Origin of the sequence: Pengzhenrongella sp. (genome assembly GCF_036565025.1) — a bacterium.
In the GTDB taxonomy this organism is placed as follows: domain Bacteria; phylum Actinomycetota; class Actinomycetes; order Actinomycetales; family Cellulomonadaceae; genus Pengzhenrongella.
On sequence record NZ_DATCNW010000177.1, the window covers coordinates 13,584 to 32,561 of the forward strand.

General features: G+C 68.3%; 20 protein-coding genes and 1 pseudogene. 8 read left to right on the forward strand and 13 right to left on the reverse strand.

Features of this window, described 5'->3' with window-relative positions:
- Positions 1-203 precede the first annotated feature (203 nt).
- Positions 204-1,049 (forward strand): AraC family transcriptional regulator, encoded by an 846-nt coding sequence (locus VIM26_RS10165; RefSeq protein ID WP_331950745.1) that lies wholly within the window; start codon positions 204-206, stop codon positions 1,047-1,049.
- A 26-nt stretch (positions 1,050-1,075) separates the two neighbouring features.
- Here VIM26_RS10165 and VIM26_RS10170 read toward each other — a convergent pair whose 3' ends face one another.
- The 7 genes from VIM26_RS10170 to VIM26_RS10200 form a co-directional block, all read right to left on the reverse strand.
- Positions 1,076-1,435 carry a cyclophilin-like fold protein gene (locus VIM26_RS10170; RefSeq protein ID WP_331950747.1) on the reverse strand — a complete coding sequence of 120 codons (360 nt, stop codon included), beginning with the start codon at positions 1,433-1,435 and terminating at the stop codon, positions 1,076-1,078.
- A gap of 188 nt (positions 1,436-1,623) precedes the next feature.
- The gene (locus VIM26_RS10175; protein ID WP_331950749.1) at positions 1,624-2,052 is read right to left on the reverse strand and encodes a YybH family protein; all 429 of its coding nucleotides are present in this window, start codon (positions 2,050-2,052) and stop codon (positions 1,624-1,626) included.
- A 306-nt stretch (positions 2,053-2,358) separates the two neighbouring features.
- Entirely contained in the window at positions 2,359-3,795 is a 1,437-nt protein-coding gene (locus tag VIM26_RS10180) for a carboxylesterase family protein (protein WP_331950751.1), read from the reverse strand.
- 591 nt (positions 3,796-4,386) lie between these two features.
- Positions 4,387-4,698, reverse strand: coding sequence for a type II toxin-antitoxin system PemK/MazF family toxin (locus VIM26_RS10185; protein ID WP_331950753.1), 312 nt, complete (start codon positions 4,696-4,698; stop codon positions 4,387-4,389).
- Complete coding sequence (locus tag VIM26_RS10190) at positions 4,688-4,915, reverse strand: hypothetical protein (RefSeq protein WP_331950755.1); 228 nt, start codon at positions 4,913-4,915, stop codon at positions 4,688-4,690. Before VIM26_RS10190 ends, VIM26_RS10185 begins: the two co-directional genes overlap by 11 nt.
- 98 nt (positions 4,916-5,013) lie before the next feature.
- The gene (locus VIM26_RS10195) at positions 5,014-5,484 is read right to left on the reverse strand and encodes a DUF1016 N-terminal domain-containing protein (protein WP_331950757.1); all 471 of its coding nucleotides are present in this window, start codon (positions 5,482-5,484) and stop codon (positions 5,014-5,016) included.
- 337 nt (positions 5,485-5,821) lie between these two features.
- Entirely contained in the window at positions 5,822-6,469 is a 648-nt protein-coding gene (locus tag VIM26_RS10200; protein ID WP_331950759.1) for a uridine kinase, read from the reverse strand.
- A gap of 459 nt (positions 6,470-6,928) precedes the next feature.
- Between VIM26_RS10200 and VIM26_RS10205 the strand changes: the two are divergent.
- From VIM26_RS10205 to VIM26_RS10215, 3 genes and pseudogenes are all read left to right on the forward strand, one after another.
- A pseudogene (locus VIM26_RS10205) lies at positions 6,929-7,212 on the forward strand (IS21 family transposase); the annotation flags it as partial.
- Between the two features lie 139 nt (positions 7,213-7,351).
- On the forward strand, positions 7,352-7,579 hold the full coding sequence (locus VIM26_RS10210; protein WP_331950839.1) for a hypothetical protein: 228 nt from the start codon (positions 7,352-7,354) through the stop codon (positions 7,577-7,579).
- Between the two features lie 12 nt (positions 7,580-7,591).
- On the forward strand, positions 7,592-8,809 hold the full coding sequence (locus tag VIM26_RS10215; RefSeq protein ID WP_331950760.1) for a glycosyltransferase family 2 protein: 1,218 nt from the start codon (positions 7,592-7,594) through the stop codon (positions 8,807-8,809).
- A 468-nt stretch (positions 8,810-9,277) separates the two neighbouring features.
- Here VIM26_RS10215 and VIM26_RS10220 read toward each other — a convergent pair whose 3' ends face one another.
- From VIM26_RS10220 to VIM26_RS10235, 4 genes are all read right to left on the reverse strand, one after another.
- Complete coding sequence (locus VIM26_RS10220; RefSeq protein WP_331950762.1) at positions 9,278-10,618, reverse strand: hypothetical protein; 1,341 nt, start codon at positions 10,616-10,618, stop codon at positions 9,278-9,280.
- A 364-nt stretch (positions 10,619-10,982) separates the two neighbouring features.
- Complete coding sequence (locus VIM26_RS10225) at positions 10,983-11,198, reverse strand: hypothetical protein (RefSeq protein ID WP_331950764.1); 216 nt, start codon at positions 11,196-11,198, stop codon at positions 10,983-10,985.
- 190 nt (positions 11,199-11,388) lie between these two features.
- Positions 11,389-11,673 (reverse strand): nitroreductase/quinone reductase family protein, encoded by a 285-nt coding sequence (locus VIM26_RS10230; protein ID WP_331950766.1) that lies wholly within the window; start codon positions 11,671-11,673, stop codon positions 11,389-11,391.
- A 2-nt stretch (positions 11,674-11,675) separates the two neighbouring features.
- Positions 11,676-12,389: an NADPH-dependent F420 reductase gene (locus tag VIM26_RS10235; protein ID WP_331950768.1), complete on the reverse strand. Its 714-nt coding sequence runs from the start codon at positions 12,387-12,389 to the stop codon at positions 11,676-11,678.
- Between VIM26_RS10235 and VIM26_RS10240 the strand changes: the two genes are divergently transcribed.
- Positions 12,375-13,607 (forward strand): FAD-binding oxidoreductase, encoded by a 1,233-nt coding sequence (locus VIM26_RS10240; protein WP_331950770.1) that lies wholly within the window; start codon positions 12,375-12,377, stop codon positions 13,605-13,607. The genes VIM26_RS10235 and VIM26_RS10240 overlap by 15 nt on opposite strands.
- A gap of 109 nt (positions 13,608-13,716) precedes the next feature.
- Entirely contained in the window at positions 13,717-14,280 is a 564-nt protein-coding gene (locus VIM26_RS10245) for a TetR/AcrR family transcriptional regulator (RefSeq protein ID WP_331950772.1), read from the forward strand.
- 39 nt (positions 14,281-14,319) lie between these two features.
- Here the strand turns inward: VIM26_RS10245 and VIM26_RS10250 are convergent, their stop codons facing one another.
- Positions 14,320-14,793: an Lrp/AsnC family transcriptional regulator gene (locus VIM26_RS10250; protein WP_331950774.1), complete on the reverse strand. Its 474-nt coding sequence runs from the start codon at positions 14,791-14,793 to the stop codon at positions 14,320-14,322.
- Positions 14,794-14,992: 199 nt separating this feature from the next.
- On the opposite strand from VIM26_RS10250, the gene VIM26_RS10255 reads away from it, so the two are divergent.
- Positions 14,993-17,332, forward strand: coding sequence for a transketolase-like TK C-terminal-containing protein (locus VIM26_RS10255; protein WP_331950776.1), 2,340 nt, complete (start codon positions 14,993-14,995; stop codon positions 17,330-17,332).
- On the opposite strand, the gene VIM26_RS27275 is transcribed toward VIM26_RS10255, so the two are convergent.
- Entirely contained in the window at positions 17,266-18,192 is a 927-nt protein-coding gene (locus VIM26_RS27275) for an alcohol dehydrogenase catalytic domain-containing protein (RefSeq protein ID WP_331950778.1), read from the reverse strand. The two genes, VIM26_RS10255 and VIM26_RS27275, sit on opposite strands and share 67 nt — an antisense overlap.
- 93 nt (positions 18,193-18,285) lie before the next feature.
- On the opposite strand from VIM26_RS27275, the gene VIM26_RS10265 reads away from it, so the two are divergent.
- Positions 18,286-18,903, forward strand: a complete 618-nt coding sequence (locus VIM26_RS10265) for a helix-turn-helix domain-containing protein (protein ID WP_331950780.1) — start codon at positions 18,286-18,288, stop codon at positions 18,901-18,903.
- The last annotated feature ends 75 nt before the right edge of the window (positions 18,904-18,978 follow it).

Consider the following 18,978-nt stretch of genomic DNA (forward strand, 5'->3'; position numbering starts at 1 on the left):
TGGTCTCGAGGGAGGCGGAGGGCGCGACGCGCGGGCGCGGTGGCACGCGTCCCATCCTTCCGTCGAAGCCGACGAGAAGGTCGGTAGGCTGCGGACGCGTGATGGTCGACAAGCGACACTCCGGCCCGAGCAGGCGGGCCGGACCAGCTGCGGTTCCGCTGTACGGTTTCCAGCCACCGGTCGGTACTCCCTACGGCCTCGAGGTGAATACCGTCGAGGACTTCTTCACCCAGCACGACGACTGGCCATGGAACCCGCCCCGTCCCGGCCGTGCCACCTTCCACTACCTCATCGCGATCACCGAGGGTGAACTGCGGCACGACGTCGACCACGTCACGCGGACCGTCGCCCCGGGCCAGTGGCTGTGGGTGCGTCCCGGGCACGCGCAGCGCTGGCATCCGCCCGGCGCGGCCCGCGGCCCGTTCATCCTGTTCGAACCGGACGTGCTGCGGCCCGACGTCGCCCGCCTCCTGGCACCGCTCACCGCGCACGAGGCCCCTGCCGTGCTCAGCCCGCACCCCGACGACACCGCCTGGCTCCAGCAGACGGCACTCCAACTCCTGGACGAACACCGCGCACTGGGGCGCCGCCCCCTCGACATCCACCACGCCCTGCGGTGCAGCCTGCTCGAATCGCTGCTGCTGCGCCTGGCCAACTCCGTAGGCATCGCCCCCATCGGCACGGCCACGGCCGGCACCGGCCGCGCCGACAGGTACGGACGCTTCCTGGACGCCTTGGAGCTGCACTTTCGCGAGCTGCACCAAGCCGCGGACTACGCCGAGTTGCTCGGCTGGTCGGTCCGCACCCTCAGCCGCGACGCGCGGGACGCCACCGGCAAGGGAGTACGCGAGCTCATCGACGAGCGGCGCCTCCTGGAAGCCCGGCGCCTGCTGGGAGGTGCCAGGTGGGATGCCCGGGCTGTGGCCGTCCACCTCCGCTTCACCGATCCCGCGAACTTCGGCCGCTTCTTCCGCGACCGCACCGGTCTCACCCCGGCCGCCTTCGCGGCCGGTGAGGCCACGACCGTCCCCCCTCCTCTTCTTGGTTGACGATCTCGGTGGTTTCCGGCTGGGTCTCAGTCGACGGCCTCGATGGTGACGTCGACCGTGTCGTCGTATTTCTTGAAGGCATCGGCCCCCGAGTTGATTTCGCCGAGGATGACGATGCCGGGGGCGGGGATGGACTGGCCGTCGTGGTCATAGAAGATGGCGATGTCGGGACCGGGCGACCAGTAGACGATGTTGCCGATCTCGTAGCTGGACTGCGGCTCGCCTCCTGCGGTGAGAGACCGGGGCAGGTGACCGTACTTCTCGCGCTTGAACAGGTCGTTCATCTGCAGCGTCAGCGGAAGCAGCGAGGCGAAGTCGCGTGCCGTCGCGTTGTCGTCGAGGGTTGCGGGCAGGACGGTCTCTCCGGCGGTCAGTCGGATTCTCATAAGGGGTTCTGCTCTCTGGGGTGTTGTTTTCAGTGATCGTCGGCAGCCGACACGTACGCCATGTTCATCGGGCGCGGACTACGCCGACGCGGCGGGGACGATCTCCGCTGCAACAGTGATGCGCGCGAGTAGGTACTCAGTTGAAGCAGCCTGCTCCGGGGGCCGGAGGGCGGTCCCCGGAGCATCGGCTAGGAGGCGATTTTGGTGTCGACCGTTTGGGCGAACGCCCAGTTGGAGTGCACGATGCGCCACTGGCCCTTGATCAGCCGATAGGCGTGCGTGGCGTTCCACGCGCGGAGCTGTACTTCGTTGCCGTTCTCATCGTGAACGTACGTGTTGAGGTTGTAGCCGAGCACCGCGGAGTCTTCAGTGTCGCCGACGTGTACGGAGGGGTTGAGGTACTCGCTGCGAGTAATGTTCGGGTTTGAGTAGATTGAATCGATCCACGCGATGACATTCTCGCGGCCGACAATCAGGTCCTTGAGGATCGGGTCGAAGTAGCTGACCTCGTCGGCGAAGTTGTCGAGGTAGCCGCGGTTGTCGCCGCTGCTCCACCGCTCGTTGAACGACTTCTCGAGTTCGATGATGGCGGTGCGAATCTGGTCCACGTTAGACATGGGCTTCCTTTCGTAGGGTGCGCGCTTGAGCTGGAATCGGTGAGTGCTCGCCGGCCACAGGTGGCTTCTCGCTCGCTGGAGGGCTACCGCGCAGCGAGGCCGGCGGAGCAGCCGGGACACGGACGGCCGGACTCCACGGTCCGGCCGTCCTCGTGCTCCGGTGTGGCCGTCAGGCGTCACGGGACGACGATGAGCTTCCCGACCGGCGGGGATGGACTGGCCGTCGTGGTCATAGAAGATGGCGATGTCGGGACCAGGTGATCAGCCCGTGGTGGCCCTGCGATGTTCCGTATCGTCCGATGGCGGTCACGGGCGGGCGATGTTCTCGAACAGGTCGAGGACCGCCTGGTAGTGGGCGCTGGGCTCGTAGGGAGGGTTGCCGACGCTCCCCGAGGTGGGCCGGTGCGTGACGGCGGGCCACAGGCGGGTCTGCTCGCCGGTGACGAAGTCGAGCACGATGTCGCGGATACGCGTGTCACGGCTGGCCTGTTCGGGGCTGCGGCCCGGCTGTTCTTGGCCGACCAGGGCGTACATCTCGGTGCCGTGCACGGCGGGCGCGCCCTCGGCGGGCCCGATCGCGAGGAGATGGGCGTTGCCGCCTGCGGCGGCGTGGGCCAGAGCGCCGCGGGCTGCGGGGAGCGTGAAAATGTAGTCCGTCAGGAGCGAGGCGCGGACCTCGGCAGGGGTGCGGCCGCCCTTGTCGTAGATGTCGACGATCTTCTTGGCGCGGGAGCGGGGAATGCGCCACCCCGCGAATTCGTCGGTGATGCGGTCGACGGTGTGCGGGTCGAACCGGTCGAGGTCGTTCGCCACCCACCAGCCCATCTCGTCGCCGGCCGTGCTCAGGAGTACGTCGATGTCCCGGTGCGAGCCCGAGGCCAGGACTTCCAGGGGGTGGGCGTGCAGCACCCCGCCGGGCTGTTCGGTGTCTAGGACGACGCCGAGGCTCTGGTTGTCCCTCCCGCCGCGGACTCCGAGATCCGTCGGACAGACCTTGCGCAGGGCGGCCACCAGGGAGGCCGCGTCGAGATCGATCAGCTTGTCGGGGTTGCCCGCGACTCCGAGTTCGGTGACGAACCGTTCCGCGAGCTCCTCGGCCCACCAGGCCGGGACAAGACGCGAGGGCGCGCCGGAGAACCCGGCCAGTCGCCGGTACAGGCCGTCCGCGGAGGAGGCCCCGAGCAGCCCGAGGGTGGAGTAGGCGCCGCCGCTGTGGCCGAAGACGGTGACGTCATCGGGGTCGCCACCGAAGGAGGCGATGTTCTGCTTGACCCAGGCAAGCGCGGCGATGACGTCCTGCAGGCCGAGGTTGCTGGCCTCGGCGAGCCGCCCGCCGTACTGCGACAGCGAGAGCGCGCCCAGTGCGCCGAGCCGGTAGTTGACCGACACGCTCACCACGCGCCCCGACGCGGCGAGACCGGCGGCGTTCGAGGTGATCTGCGTGTTCGCGCCGTACTCGAATCCGCCGCCATGGATGTACACGGCCACCGGAAGCGCCTTCCCGGTCCGCTGCTCGGGAGCCCACACGTTCAGGTTCAGGCAGTCCTCGCCCATCCCGCTGTCCGCTTCGAGCCAGTCGCCGCTGGCGGGCTGGACAGAGACGACGCCCTTGCGGTCATAGGGGCGGTCCGGATCGAAATCCGCGACCACGGGGCGGCGGTATCGCTCGGCGGTGGCGAACGGGACTCCCCACCAGGACCGCACCCCTGGTGCAGTCGGAGCCTTGGGCGCGGTCGCGGTCATGGCGTGAGATTCCTTCCGGTGCGGTTCGGGTGTTTCGCGCGGCGTGTCGCGGCTGATCGCTCGCGGTGACGCTCTGGCAAGGATTCCCTGGACTCAGATGAATCCCCGAGCGGACAGCAGCCACCCGGTGGTCATCAGGTGACAACTCTCTGTACGGCCTATTCGTAGCCAGGCCGCCGCGGCGGCCTGGACGGCCTAAGGTCCTGCCGTCAGCACGCCCGGTGGACCTTGGCGCACCCGACGCGACGGCGACGTGATCGGCGCCTGCGCGATCTTCGTCGGGCTCGGCTCACTCCCTATTGGGGACGATCGGTGAGGCCAAGGAACTGCGCCGACCGCGGACCCGGCCGCCCGACGGCCTGAAATTACAAACATGCAGGTCAGGGCATCAGAGCCCATTCGACGTGGCATGTCCGATACGGCCAAGTCCCGTTCCCGACACACTGTGTAGCAGTACAGACTCAAGGCTCGGATCGGCGGAAACGCTGGTCGGGACCTTTTGCTTTTGGCGGGCTGCCGGTCCGACGCTGTCGGCCGAGCCTGTCGATGACCTTTCCGCCACCCTTCGGCGGCGGGCGGCCGGCGGGTTGGTCAGAGGTCAAGCACGGCGCGCAGTGCGGCCTCGACGTCCTGCATCTCGCGCAGGGTCGCGCGGCCGACGAGCTTGCCGAGCCGGGATGGGGCGACTGCTGCGGTCTGCTCGACCAGGACGCGGGTGGCACTTCCGAGGACGGTTATCTCGGGCCTGAAGTCTGTGGGCCTGGTGCTGGTGGAGGTGGGTGCCACCAGCCAGGTCGAGAGCATGAGGTTGTCTGATTGGACGATCAGGGCGTACCGCTTGCCGTGCTGTTCGTGGCCGGTGCCGGCGGGGTTGGTCTTCAGTTCGTGCAGATCACCACGCACGCGCTGGCCCCATGTCTTCCATGACGCGTTGAATCTCGGCGAGGTCGTCGGGGTCTTGGCTGACGGCAAGGGATTGCTCGCGCATGAGGTCAGCACGGCGGCGGCGTTCCAGTTCGTCGAGAGCCGCGACGATGACTCCTTCGGCGCTCTGGCCTTGGCTGAGCGTTCGGACTCGGTCTCTGGTGGCTGTGCTGACTCGGATCGTTGTGTCTCCCATCGAAGAAGCATACCGATTGTATGCCTTTCTGTCTACATCTCTGAGGCGTGTACAAGCCGAGCTTGCTCGGAAGGAGGCACCGGTCCCCGCCTGCGGCCTCAGGCTTTGACAGACTGGCCTGACGCCAAAGGAGGCGAGCCCCGTACGTTGCGGTTCCACCCGCCGGCGTCGGTCGCCGCCGCACACCAGTCGCGCGCCGCTGGATCGTCCAGCTTGGCGAGCAGGTCCACGATCTGGCCCCAGTCCAATCGTCCAACGGGTTGTTGGACGATTGCCTTCACCGGCCAGGCGTCCGCGAAGGCGCGCATCGAGTACAGGTTCGCTCGGCTGAGCCCGGCCATGTCAGGGAACTCGGCGCGCAGGTCCGCAGCAAGCCGGTCGATGACCTTTCCGCCCCACCCTTCGGCGGTCTGCCGAGTCCGGATGACCTCCCCGAGCTGCCAGTACAACGTCAGCATCTCGGTGTTGACCGCCCGATGCGCGCGGTGCCGGGCGGCCCGGACTCGGGCTTTCAGGTCAGCCAGCAGCGCCGGGTAGTCGGGAGGCAGAGTCACCAGATCGTGGTTCATGTCGCGATCGTGCCGCACCCCAACGACATGCCGGCCCGGTCCTACCTCGCGAAGGACGGGACGCTAAGACCGCGAGCGGTCGAAGCAAAGTCCCGAACGGGGCGGGTGGCCAGCAGGTGCGGTGCTTCGAGATCGACCTCGAGGTCCGAGCCGACGTCTTCACCTACAGCTTCGACGTCGCGGGGAGCACCACTGAGTTCGACTACGTCCGGAAGATGGGGGGAGCCGGTCAGCCGCTTGGCTACGGCGATGCGCCGAGGGCCGGCCCGGGATTGATCTCTGTCCCATAGTCGCCTGCGCGACCCACTGGCGGCGGGGCGGCTCCGGCCTCAGTCGCTCACGGTGCGGGGCTCGCGGCGCTCGCGTTGATGATCTTCGGGCGGTGGACGTCGATGACGAGCGAGGCGCGGTCCCACGGCGCCGCGCTCGCGAAGTAGAGGCGCTGGCCGCCGGTGTACCGGTCGAGCAGCAGGTTCTCAGGTTCCAAACCGTCGCGTTGTGCCATGCGCCAGGCGGTCTCCTGGAACGGCACGTCGAGGAAGATCGAGTAGTCCCAGAGGGGCGCGAGTTGGTCGCGGTGCAGGAACGTGCCCTCGACCAGCACACGCGCATCTGGGCTTGCTTGGACCTGTTCCGGCTCGACCGTCTCGCCGCTCGCTCTGTCGTACGACGCGGGTCGATCGAGGCCGTCGCCACTGGCCCGGAGAGTTGTACGCGTCGAGCCAGAAGCCCTCCGCGGACTGTCGGCCCGGGCGTGGCGAATCGCCGCGGGGTTGAAGAAGTCGTCACGTGCAAGACGGATCAGCGGCCGCGTGTCGATGCGATGCGCCCGTTGCGCAGCGAAGGTGCTCTTGCCGCTCGCCCTGACGCCGTCGATCGCGACCAGGGTGCGACCCTGGCGCGGCACTCCCGCAAGCAGTTGCGCGACGATCTCCTCGAAGCCACCGGCGGGCGCCGGGGTGCTGTGCCCTCGATCGGCGTTCATCGGCGTGAACGTAGCGCGGCGCGACGGATGCGCGCTCGGGCACCCGTCCCGCATGGCCTCAACAGACGTCAGTCGTGACCGCGAGGTGTGGGGTGCAACTTGCGTTCTCGCAGGTCAGGACGCCAGTCTCCATTCGACGTGGCGTGTCCTAGACGGCCAAGTCCGGTTCCCGACACCTTGTGTTGCAGTACAGATAGAGGCTCTGACCGGCGGAAACGCTGGTCGGAGCCTTTTGCTGTTGGCGGGTTGCCGGGCCGACGGCGGGTGCCCAGGCCAGGGTGGTATCAACAGTCATGCGCAAGAAGCCTCGGTGCTCGCGGTCCGCCGCCCGGCGGGGCTCAGCATCGCCGATGCACCCGCTCGATCGGCTGGTCGCAGCCTGACCGCACATCGAAGACGGGTGCCCTGGCACGGGCCGCGCGAGACGCTGGCGTTTCGCTACGGACGGCCCAGCGGGGGTACTCGCGGTGGGCGTCGGCGGTGTTGATCCCGACGCGCCGGGCGGAGGACCTGTTCACCGGGTGGTGGCAGCACATCGCCGCGTTGGGTGCGGTGCCGCGGGTGCTGGTCTGGGGACGGTGAGGGCGCGGTCGGGCGGCGCCGTGGTCGGTGCACCGAGCGCACCGCGGGCTGCCAGGGCTTCCGCGGCACCCTGGCGGCGACCCGAAGGCCATGGCCTGGCCCAGCGGTTCCATGACTACCTCGAGCGCTCGTTCCTGCCCGGGCACACGTTCGATTTGCCCCTCAAGCAGGCGGTGGCTGCCAATCCCGACAGCGTCGTGCTGGGGGAGCAGTCCTCATCGGCGCGGTATTCTCTGCGCGATGTCGTCCGGCCCGAACTGTGGGCGGACACGTACTCCTTCAGCTACTACGGGCTCGAGGGTGAGGCTGCGTACAAGAGCCGCCATCGACGACAAGTACTTGGGGGTGATCTTCCTGTCCTTCTCCTCCGGAACCCCCGCCGGGGTACTGCAGCACCTGGGCGACGACCAGAACAACGGGCACTTCTACAACCCGGTCGCCAAGGTCCCCCGGATGCTGCGCGGTGAGGTCGTCGGCGACTGGCTCATCTGGGCGCCCCTGGCCCGGCCGCTGACGTCCGTCGACTGACTGGAGAACCTGATGCTCGAGCGTGACCCGCGGCCGCCGGTGTCCCCGGCAGCCACAATCGTCGTCCCCACGTTCAACGAGGAAGGCAACGTCCCCGCCCTCGTGGCCGGCTTGGCGCAAGCGTTCCCCGACGGTGAGGTGGAGGTGCTGTTCGTCGACGACTCGACCGACGGCACCCCCGCCGCCGTTGCGCGCGTGGCCACCATGAGCCCGCTAAGCGTGCGCTGCCTGCACCGCGAGCGCCCCACCGGCGGACTGGGCGGTGCAGTCCTCGAAGGCCTGCGCGCAGCCGTGACGGACCTGGTGGTCGTCATGGACGGCGACCTGCAGCACCCACCCTCGATGGTTCCGGTCCTGGTGCGTACCGCCCAAGAGTCCGGGGCGGATCTGGTGGTGGCCTCCCGGTACACCGGTGCCGGAGACGCCGCCGGTCTGTCCAACCGGTTCCGACGCCTGGTGTCCTCTGGGTCGACCGCGGTGACCCGGGCGATGTTCCCCTCCAAGCTGCGAACGTGCACGGACCCGATGACCGGGTTCTTCGTCGTGCGCCGCTCCACCGTCGACCTGGACGGGCTGATGCCCTCGGGGTTCAAGATCCTGCTGGAGATCATCGCCCGGCAGCGTCGAGGCCTGCACATCGAGGAGGAGCCGTTCATCTTCGGTGCCCGGCTCGCGGGGCAGTCCAAGGCGAACCTGCGCCAGGGCGTGGACTTTCTGGTGCAGTTGGTCCGGCTGCGGTTCGGGCGCATGTCCGGGTTCGCGCTTATCGGGGCTCTGGGTGCCCTGCTGAACGTCGCCCTTGTCGCCCTGGGTGTCCAGGCCGGCCTGCACTACCTGCTCGCATCGGCCCTGGCTGCGGAGCTGACGATCGGGCTGAACTTCGCCCTCGGGGAGCGGTTCGTCTTCCGCGACCTCACCGGTAGTGCTGTGTCACGTCGGAACCGGTTCGCGCGGTCCTTCGCCTTCAACAACAGCGAGACGCTCGTGCGGCTATCGATCGTCGCAGGGCTGGTGTCAGGGTTGGGATGGCACCCTGTGCCCGTCACTGCTGTCACCCTCGGCTTGGCGTTCGTCGCCCGGTTCGCGTACCACTCGCTGGTCGTCTACCGGCCTGCGGTCGCCCCGAACCGACCCGTCCATTCCGTCGAGCAGGTCATCGCGCCACCGCAGATGGCCCCGACCGCGAGCTCGCCGTCAGAGGCCGACGCGCCCCCGCGCCGGGCGAGCTAGCCGCCGTCGTCATCCCCCTTCAACGTCGGATCGTGTTCCCGATCTTCCGACTCGTGAGACAACTCATGACCTGTCGTGGATCGTGATGGCGTGGCCGTCAAGGTCGGCGAAAACGCATGTCCGCCCGAACGTGCGGTCGGATCGGGGACCACGCGGCATCGAGCGAGTCGTGGAGGGCCTGTGCATCGGTCCTGTGCAGCCACAATGCGACGTCAAGACCAGGGTGCCCGGTTACGTCCCGGTCGACGTGGCGCTGTGTGTCCCCCGCCCGGACCAGCCAGGACCCCCAGACCTCAACCCTGAGTCAGTGGGGCGCATATCCCCGAGTAGTGCGAATCGTGGGCTTGGTTCACCTTCTAGCCGCGCGCGGCGAGGAGGGCAGGCAGGGCGCTCGCGGGGTGCGAACCGTCCGCGTCCATCTCGACTAGATGACGAGGGTGTCGGGGTTCATGTCAGCAATTCCATTGGTCATGGATGAGTGGTCGAGGGGGACAGCAGGTCGCAGGGAATCACGGCCCCCCAAGGCTTACCTGGCGCAATGGCGAGGATCTCATTGCCGAGGCCGGGGTCCGCCAGGCACGCGGTGCGTCCCGTGGCGATCTCCCGGGCCCACACAGGTCCGCCCGAGCGGACCGTCTCGCCCGGCGCCAGGTTGAGGATCATCACGACCACGAGCGGGACCGCGAGCACCGCGACGATCACGCGCGGCAGCCGGCGGCGCCATGCGACCGTGGTCAACCCCAGCAGCAGGCCGGCGAGCAGGAGCATCGACGGCACCGGCGCGTAGCGCAGGATGGTGAACTCGATCACCCCGGGGGCTGCGGCGTCGACGCTCCCGAGCGGCGGGCGGTTCACCTCGTAGGCCACGGTCCAGATGATGAGAGACCCGGCGGCGAAGGCGACCGCGGCGATCCGCTGCGCGCCGGTGCCCCGGATCAGCACGACGACGAGGACCGCGAGGGAGAGCAGCGCCACGAGCAGCGGAAGGCCCCAGCCGAACGACGCGATCACGGAGCTGATCGCCGACCCCGAGCCGACCCAGAGGGTCATGACAGCATTGACGAGGTAGCCCTTGACGGCGCTGTCGACACTCAGCGCGCCCCCGGCGGCTGGCGAGCGCGTCGAGACGTGCAGGGCGACGGCCTGGGCGGCGAGCCCGGCGAGCAGCGCGATCCGCACCGGCCACCCGCGCCGGTCACGCACACGCCAGCCCATCAGCGGGACAAAGAAGAGCATCTCAATCTCGGTCAGGGCGCCCACCAGCGCGACCGCGGCGAGCAGGTACGAACCCGCCCGGCTGCGCGGCCGGTAGATCAGCAACCACGGCGTCAGCCACAGGAAGAACCAGTGCAGGTTCGCTACGTTGCCCAGCACCTCGTGGGGCAGGGACGGGACCAGGACGGTCACCGACGCGAAGGCGAGGCGCAGCGCCACGGAGTCGGTGACCGCGCTCGAGCACACGTAGACGAGCGCGGCGACACCCCCGGCGACGGCGCACGAGATCGCGGTCAGCGCGAGCGCGTACCCGCCGGGCGGCACCACCATGGTCACGAGCTCGACGATGAACCGCGGGACGAGGTGCAGGTACCCGTCGTACGGGCGGAGGAGGGTGTCGAAGGGCGGGGCGTAGAAGGCGCCTTTGAGGAAGACCTGGCCGTCCTCGGCCCACACGGTCGCCCGCGTCACATCGCTGAGCCGGAGCCATCCCACGAGGGAAGCGATCACGGCGACGGCCACCGCGATCGCGTCGTCCCGGCCGAACCGGGCCGGCCGTGCGGCGTGCTGCGCGACGCCGGTTCTGCGTGTCATGTGAGGAACTTTCGTTTCGGCAGAAGCCGGGACAAGGTCCTCATCTAACCTCACGGCGGATCCATGGTTGGAATTGAGGGGTCGACTCGCGGGGGCGTTGCTGTGTCCGAAATTATCCGGTTCAGCCCTGTTAGTCCTGACATGTTGGTAATCTCTGGCCGATAGGGCCGAGGCTCCTTAGGTCTTCTCTGGTTCACGTGTTCTAATCCATCCGCGCCTTGCTGAAGGGGCACTTTCGTTCGGTGCGGGAGCGGCTGCCGCCTGCCCTGGCTTCGAGAGCGAGCCCGCCGTGAGGTCTCCCTGTTAAGACCAAGGCGTCCGGGACCGGCACGCCGGAGCCGGGCGGCTTCGTCCCGCTGCCCGATTAGCGCATCGTCGACACCCGCACCGGCACCGGCGCGCCACTGGCCAAGGTCGCCAACGGCGTTTCGCTCGCGATGCAGGTCGGCGGCGTGGCCGAGCAACTTCGCGGATCCCCACGAAGCCACCGCGATCGCCTGTTGAGGTCGTGGACGAGGGACAGGATGCCCTCGGTGATGATCAGGCCGGCCGACGCCCGCTGGGCGTAGTAGGTCGCCATCAGCTCGGTCGGGAGGCGTCCGGGCCGTACGCGCAGCTGCGCGTCATCGGCGACATCACGATGCGGTTGGCGAGGACGTGCTCGCCGATGGTGATGGGATCGAAAGCGGTGGTCATCATGGCTCCTTGTAGGTGTTTCGGGGCGCGATGAGGGAACGTGTGAAACGGGGGGACTCGGGCCGGGCGTGGTGTCACAGAGCGGGGGAAGCCTCGCGGTGTTCGAACCGGAAGATCGGCAGGCGCCGGTGCTGGGAAAGGTTGAAGTACCAGCCCGGGTTCTTCGGTGCCCCCGCGGCCGAGGCGATCACCAGCCAGCCGCCGTCGTCCTCGATCGACATGGCGGGGCTCACGCGGCTCTCACCGGTCCGCGCGTCGGTGCTGTGGATCAGCACGAGGCTGGACCCGAAGCCGGCCGAGCCGACCCGCCCATTGTTCAGGCGGAACTCCTTGCTCACCACGTCGTCGAACACGCTCATGGCTACTGGGTCACCTGGATGTTGAACATGGGTGACCGCTTGGCCTGCATGAGCGCCGCGAACAACAGGAAGTAGTGCTCCACGCCGCGGGCCGAGCGGATGTCGCCGAGGTCGACGACGGAGTCTGCCGGCCACCCCAGGTCGGTCAGGATCGAGGTGGCTATCGCCTTCGCGCCGGCGTCCTCGCCCGAGACGAAGACGCTGCTGGGCCCGAGAGCCGAGGGATCGGTGATCACGGCCATCGAGGCCGTGTTCATCGTCTTGACGATCTTCGCGCCGGGCAGGGCGGCCTGCAGTTGCTCGCCCAGGCTGGAGTTCGGGTAGAGCAGGTCGAACGCGGGGGTGTTGGCGTTCGCGACATCCAGCACGATCTTGCCGGCGAACGCGTCGGCGCCGATGCTCGTCAGGGTCTCGAGCGAGCCCGAGCCGAGGGTGGCGTTGATGACGACGTCGGCCGTCGCGACCGCCTCCGCGAGCGGGAGCACGGGGAACTCGAAGGTCTTGGACTGCGGATCGCGCGATCCTAGGCTGATCTGGTGGCCGGCGTCCGACAGCGCACGCGCAAGGGTCTGCGCGACCTGGCCGGTACCGAGGATTCCGATGAACATGATCTGTAACCTCTCGAGTGTATAAGCGGACGATTTCGTCCGCTTAGACTCAAGGTACAGCTGATTCGCCGATCTGGCCAGAGGGAGCAGGACATGACGGAGTTGCACCTACCCGGTTCGGAGCAGTACCTGCGCTCGAGCACCCCGCACAACCCGAGTGCGCGGCAGGAGCCGTCGGCGGTGGTCGTTGCGCGTTCGGCGCAGGACGTGGCCGACGCGGTCCGCGTCGCGCGAGAGCGCGGCTGGCAGGTCGCTCCGCAGGCCACAGGGCACGGCGCCGCGGGAGACATCGGGCCCGGGACACTCCTTGTCGACTTGTCTGCGCTCTCGGACGTCGCCATCGATCCTGTCGCGCGCACCGCCCGGGTCGGTGCGGGAGCGGTCTGGTCCGCGATCAACTCGGCAGCCGCGGAGCACGGGCTGCTCGGCCGAGGCGGCACGTCGTCGAGCGTGGGCGCCGCGGGGTACACGTTCGGCGGGGGTGTCGGCTGGCTCGTTCGCCCGCACGGGTTGGCGTCCGGCCACCTGACGGCGGTGGACTTCGTCGACTCCGCGGGCAATCAGCGTCGCGCCGCCGACGACGCCGACGACGAGTCAGATCGCGACGCACTGTGGGCGTTCCGCGGCGGCGACGGCGTCGGGATCGCGACGGGTCTGGAGTTCGACCTCGTACCCGTCTCGGCGCTCTGGTCGGGGTACCTGCTCTGGGACGCCGAGCAAATCGACGCCGTCGTCACAGCCTGGGCGCGGGCCTTGCCCGACGTCGGGCCGGCGCTGAGCTCGACAATCTCGGTGCTGCACGCACCCCCGATCCCGCTCTTCCCGCCGGAGCTCCAGGGCAGGTGGGTGGTGCACCTCGCCCTTGCCTCCACCCGCGGAGAGGAGGAGGCGGCGGCGCTGATGACCTCCCTCGAATCGGCTCCGCCGCCGGCCGTCACCACCTGGGGCCCCTCCGACGCCGATCGGCTGGCGATGATCCACCTGGATCCACCGCCCGGGACCGCCGCGCTCGGCGGCGGGCGCTGGCTCGGTCCCGACGCGGCCCGCCTCGCCCCCGACATCCTGCGGGCCGCTCTCGACGACGGCTCCGAGCTGCTGATGGTAGAAATTCGGCATGTCGAGAACTCCGATCCGGCGCTGCCCGGGGCCATGACAAGTACACCTGGCCCGTTCCTCCTGCACGCAGTCGGCGCCGCCGGCGAACCCGCCCAGCGGGAGAGACTAAACGCGTCCCTGCACCACCTGTGGACCGTGGCCGGCCCGGCAGAAACCGGCCGCCCGCCCCGCCCTTCAGCGAGGGGCAGCGCGCAACCGGGACCGCACTGACCTCCGGCGCCTTCCATCGGATCGCGTCGATCCGCTCGACGATCGACCCGACCGCGATGATCCGCACCGCTCGGCAGCAGGGTGCAAATCCGAAATGGAGCGATCTCAGATGACAGTCACCACGAAGCAGACCCTGCGCAGCGACGCCGAGGAGAACCGGGAACGCCTCCTCGCCGCAGCAATCATCGCGATCGAGCGAGACGGGCAGCAGGTGCCACTGGCCCGCATCGCCGCCGACGCCGGCGTCGGGGTGGGGACCCTGTACCGGCGCTTCCCCAACAGGGAGTCGCTGTTCGACGCACTGCAGGCGCGCGCCTACGGCATCGTCCTGGAGACCCTCGGCTCGGTAGCGCATCGAGAAGTCACCGGACGGGAGTCGGTCGAGCTGTTCCTCAAACGCACCGTCGAGACCCGCTCGCAGCTCTTCCTGCCCTGGCACGGCTCCCCGGCAACCGCGGGCGCCGAGTCGACCGTCCTCGCGATCCGCATTGAGCAGACGGTGGCCGACCTACTGAGCAAGGGGGTGCACGACCGCACGATCCGACCCGGTATCACGCCCCAAGACGTCATCGTCTTCGGGGCTCTCATGGCGCAATCGCTCAGCGCCATCGCGGACTGGGACGACGTCGCGCAGGCGCAGATTCGGATCTTCCTGGAGGGGATCTCGGCCTAGAACGACCCCCACGACTCGTCGGGCTGGGGCGGAGCCCCGTCAGCGGTCCGGGTCTCGCTGCCAGGTGTGCATGACGATGAGGGTCTTGGTGCCGGTGAGTTTCCCGGTGCGCCGCAGGGCGTTGACGACGCGCTGAAGGTGGTCGACGTCGTCGACACGGAGGTGAACCAGCGCATCCGGGTCTCCGGCGATGGTGAAGAACTCCCGCACCTCGGGGATGTCCTTGACGATGTCGCCAAGTTCGCCGGTCTCGGTGCCGCCGGCGAGGCGGATCTCTGTAAAGGCTTCGAGCGTGCCCGAATCGTGATCGTCGATAAGTGCCGCGTATCCGCGGATGACGCCGGTCTTCTCGAGGCGGTCGATCCGCCGCGAGACCGGTGCCGGGGACAGGCTGACGGCACGAGCTATCTCGCTCACCGATGCTCGGCCGTTGCGGCGGAGGATGGCGAGTATCTGTCGATCGACGGCGTCGACAGTCATGGCAGTGGCGCACCTTTCGCTGGCGCACGGCATGAATCATGCGCCGCGGGGCACTGACTCTAGGCTCAATCGCTGCGTTCTGCTTACGTTAGTTGCTCTGGTCTTCTGGAACTGCATCTCAGAATGTCACTGTTCCGGTGGGTGATCCCCTCGTGTCGTGTCAGCACCTCGAGCCCGATCCGGGCCGGTGTCGCCGCGGATCCGTGCCGACCCGTGCCGCCTGAGGAGCCCAATGACCCCGATCAACAGCACCGATCCACGGCTCTCGTCCGAGGACACCGAAACCCTTCGCGAGATCTCGCAGCGCGTCTTGTGGCTATCCGCGGCGATCGTCGATGCCGCCAATCGTGGCCGTCCGAACGACACCGGGGTCAAGGTGGGCGGCCACCAGTCGTCGTCAGCCTCAATGGTCGACATCATGGTTGCTCTGTGGTTTCACGAGCTGACCAGTCTCGATCGAGTCTCGGTCAAGCCGCACGCCTCTCCCGTCCTGCACGCCATCAACTATCTGCTCGGAGACCTGGACGCGGCGTACCTCCCGACGTTGCGTGCCAAGGGCGGACTGCAGAGCTACCCCAGCCGACTCAAGGATCCCGACACGGTGGACTTCTCGACCGGCTCGGTCGGGATCGGCGCTACCGCGGCGCTGTGGGCGGCGATGTCACACCGCTACCTGCGCTCGCAGTTTGCCGACGTCCCCGTCGCGGGGCGGTTCATCAGCCTGCTCGGGGACGCTGAGCTCGATGAGGGCGCGATCTGGGAGGCGGTGGCAGATCCAGCGGTGGCGCGGCTGGGAGAACTCCTGTGGGTGGTCGACCTGAACCGCCAGTCCCTCGATCGTGTGGTGCCTGACATCCAGGTCCAGCGGCTTCAAGGCATGTTCGCTGCGGCGGGTTGGCAGGTCGTCACCCTCAAGTGGGGGCGGCTGATCAGCGAGATTTTCACCCGGCCGGGAGGCGCGGAGTTTCAGCGACGTCTTGAGGACATGCCGAACGAGGAGTACCAACGCCTGCTCCGCGTCGACGCGTCGGAGCTCGCCGCAAGGATCGCCGGCGACACCGGCAGCGATGGACTCCATGAGCTCCTCGGAAGCCTCCCGACGCAGGTGCTCGCGGACGCCGTGCGCGATCTGGGCGGCCATGACCTGGGCCTGCTTCTCGATACATATTCCGAGGTCGACAACCACCGGCCCACCGTCGTTTTCGCCTACACGGTGAAAGGTCGAGGGCTGCCCACCGAAGGACATCCAAACAACCACTCCGCGTTGCTCACCGGGCCTCAGATGGCGGCCCTGGCTCAGGTCTGCGGCACCGACATCGACGACCCCTGGCGTCCCATCGCCCCCGGCACCGCCGCTGCCGACCTGTGCGCGCGGCGCGGCGCTGCACTCCAGCGGACGTCGGTGGCGCAGAGTACGGCCATTGCGATTCCGACGAGCCTCGGCCACACCCATCGCAAGCCGGCATCGACACAGGCTGCGCTCGGTCGGCTGCTGGCAGACTTCACCCGCGACGCGTCGGCTGCTTCAGCGCGGGTGGTCACGTGCAGCCCAGATGTCGCGTCGTCGACCAATCTGGGTGGCTGGATCAACAAGACCGGCATCTGGTCGATGAATCAGCGCCGCGACTGGTTCGTCGACGACAACGAACGTGTGCTGCGCTGGTCGGAGGTGGCGAACGGTCAGCACATCGAGCTCGGCATTGCCGAGGTCAACCTCGTTGGCCTGCTCAGCGAGCTCGGAGCTACCTGGAGCCGATGGGGGGAGCGCCTCATCCCGATCGCGACGCTGTACGACCCGTTCGTCTCCCGGGCCCTCGAGCCGTGGTCCAACGGGATCTATGCAGGCGGGCAGTCGATCCTGGTCGGGACCCCGTCCGGCGTCACGCTGGCCCCCGAAGGTGGCGCACACCAGTCGATCACCAGCCCCTCGATCGGTCTTGAGCAGCCGAGGTGCATCGCGTGGGAGCCAGCCTTCGCCCAAGACCTGGAATGGACGTTCCTGCATGCGATGGGCCGCGTCGGGGTGCCAGGCGGCACGTCTTCCTACTTCCGGCTCTCCACCCGTCCGATCGACCCAGCGCTGGCCCGGGTGCCGGAGAATCCGCACCTGCTCGAGAGGCGACGCAAGCAATCGGTGGCAGGCGGCTACCGCATCACCGAGCTCGACCCGTCGACCGAACAGGTCACGCTGGTCGGAATGGGCGCGATCATGCCCGAAGTACTGAACGCCGCCGAGGTTCTGGCGGATCAGGGAATCCTGGCCGGCGTTGTCTGCCTGACCAGCCCAGACCTCGTCTTCCGCTCGTTCCAGCAACGCGGGGCACGTACACCCGGAGTGGGCAGCGACATCCTCGACATGCTCTTTCCAGCACAGCACTCGACTCCTCTGGTGACCGTCATCGACGGCCATCCGCACACCCTGTCGTTCTTGGCCGGCGCCCGCGGCGACCGTATCCGATGCCTTGGCGTCACCGAGTTCGGACAGTCTTCGGATCTGAACGAGGCTTACGTCATCCACGGCATCGATACCGGATCCATTGCCGACGCGGCCATGTCGCTGCTGTCGCGATAGGTCCGACGTCGAACCTGTCCGTGCCGTGATCGGGGCATCCTCGCCGCCCAACTCGCGCGCGGCGGCTTCGACCTGGTCCAGCAGGTCGGACACTCAGTGGGGCTCGGGAATGAGGACGATTCGGCCGAACACCACACCGGAATCCATCTGGCGGTGGGCCTCGGCAGCCTGCTCAAGTGGCAGGACATCGTGCACCACGGGGTGCAGCTGTCCGCGCGCGGCCGCCTCGAACTGCTCGGCTCGGACCGCACGTCAAAAGCGGTAGGTGCTTTCGGGTCGCCCTCTCCGGCGCGGTCGAGCACGTGCGTCGCACCGAGCTCGCGGAGTCGTAGACCGCGCTCCGGTGACGATGTGGTGACGGCGGCGACGTTCGCTCCGCCGCGCACGGCAAGCTCCACTGCTGCGATACCGATACTGCCCGCCGCACCGCGAACGAGTACGGACTCTCCGGAGGCAAAGCGAGCGTGGGCGAGTGCGAAGTGCGCGACGGGGGCCGCGCTCCCGAGCGTCACCGCATTGATCGACGACAGCCCATCGGGAAGCGGTACGACGTCGCCTATCGGTGCCACCGCTTGTTCGACGTAGCCGCCGCCCGTGCCGGTGAACGCCCACACGCGCCGCCCGATCCACGAGTGATCGACGTCGGCCCCGACCGCTGTCACCGTGCCGGCAACCTCGCTGCCAGGGATCAGTCCCTCGGTGAACACGTAGCCGGCGAGAGTCCCGCGGCGGATCACCGCGTCGACGCCGCCGACCCCGATCGCCTCGGTCGTGATCACCACCTGGCCGGCCGCCGGTCGCGGCTCGCGGACCTCGATCACTGCCATCCCGGTCGGGTCCCCAAAGTGCTGGATCGCCACTGCTCGCACCATTGTCTCCATCTCGTCGTCGCAACCTGCGGTACTCTCCGGAAACTAACGGACGCCCCCGTCCACTTACCGGATCTGAGAGCTATGGCCGAGCGATTGCCTCACCTCCTGCGCGCCGACGCGCAGAGCAACCGTGACCGGATCCTCGAAGCCGCGCGGACCCTCTTCTCCGAGCGCGGCCTCGACGTCCCGATGCGCGTGATCGCTCGCCGTGCCGAGGTGGGACCCGCAACCCTGTACCGCCGGTTTCCGACGAAGCAGACCTTGGTCGACGAGGCGTTCGCGGACGAACTGAAATCCTGTCGCCGGATCGTCGAGAACGGCTGTGCGGACCCTGACCCATGGAGAGGGTTCTGCGCGGTGGTCGAAGACCTCAGCGTGCTGAACGTCCGCAACCGGGGCTTCGTGGACGCGTTCATGTCCGCCAACCCAGAGGTAGCAACGTTTTCCCTGCATCGCACGGCGCTCCTGCGCCTGCTCGCGGAGCTCGCCGGCCGCGCGCAGCGCAGTGGTGGACTACGGCGCGACTTCGTCATTGACGACCTCGTGCTGGTCCTGATGGCCGGGCGGGGGCTGTCATCGACCCCGCCTGTCACACGGGAAGCCGCAGCGCGACGCTTCGCCTCCCTCGCGATCGACGCGTTCCGGGAGACCGACACGAACAGCACCCTGACCCGGAAGGCACACCTCGTACGCAGGTGAGTGCGGAGCTGCCCCGGCACGAAGAAGCCGAGCTGCCCGGCGTGCTGCGGGGTGAACTTTGCCGATCTTCAGCTC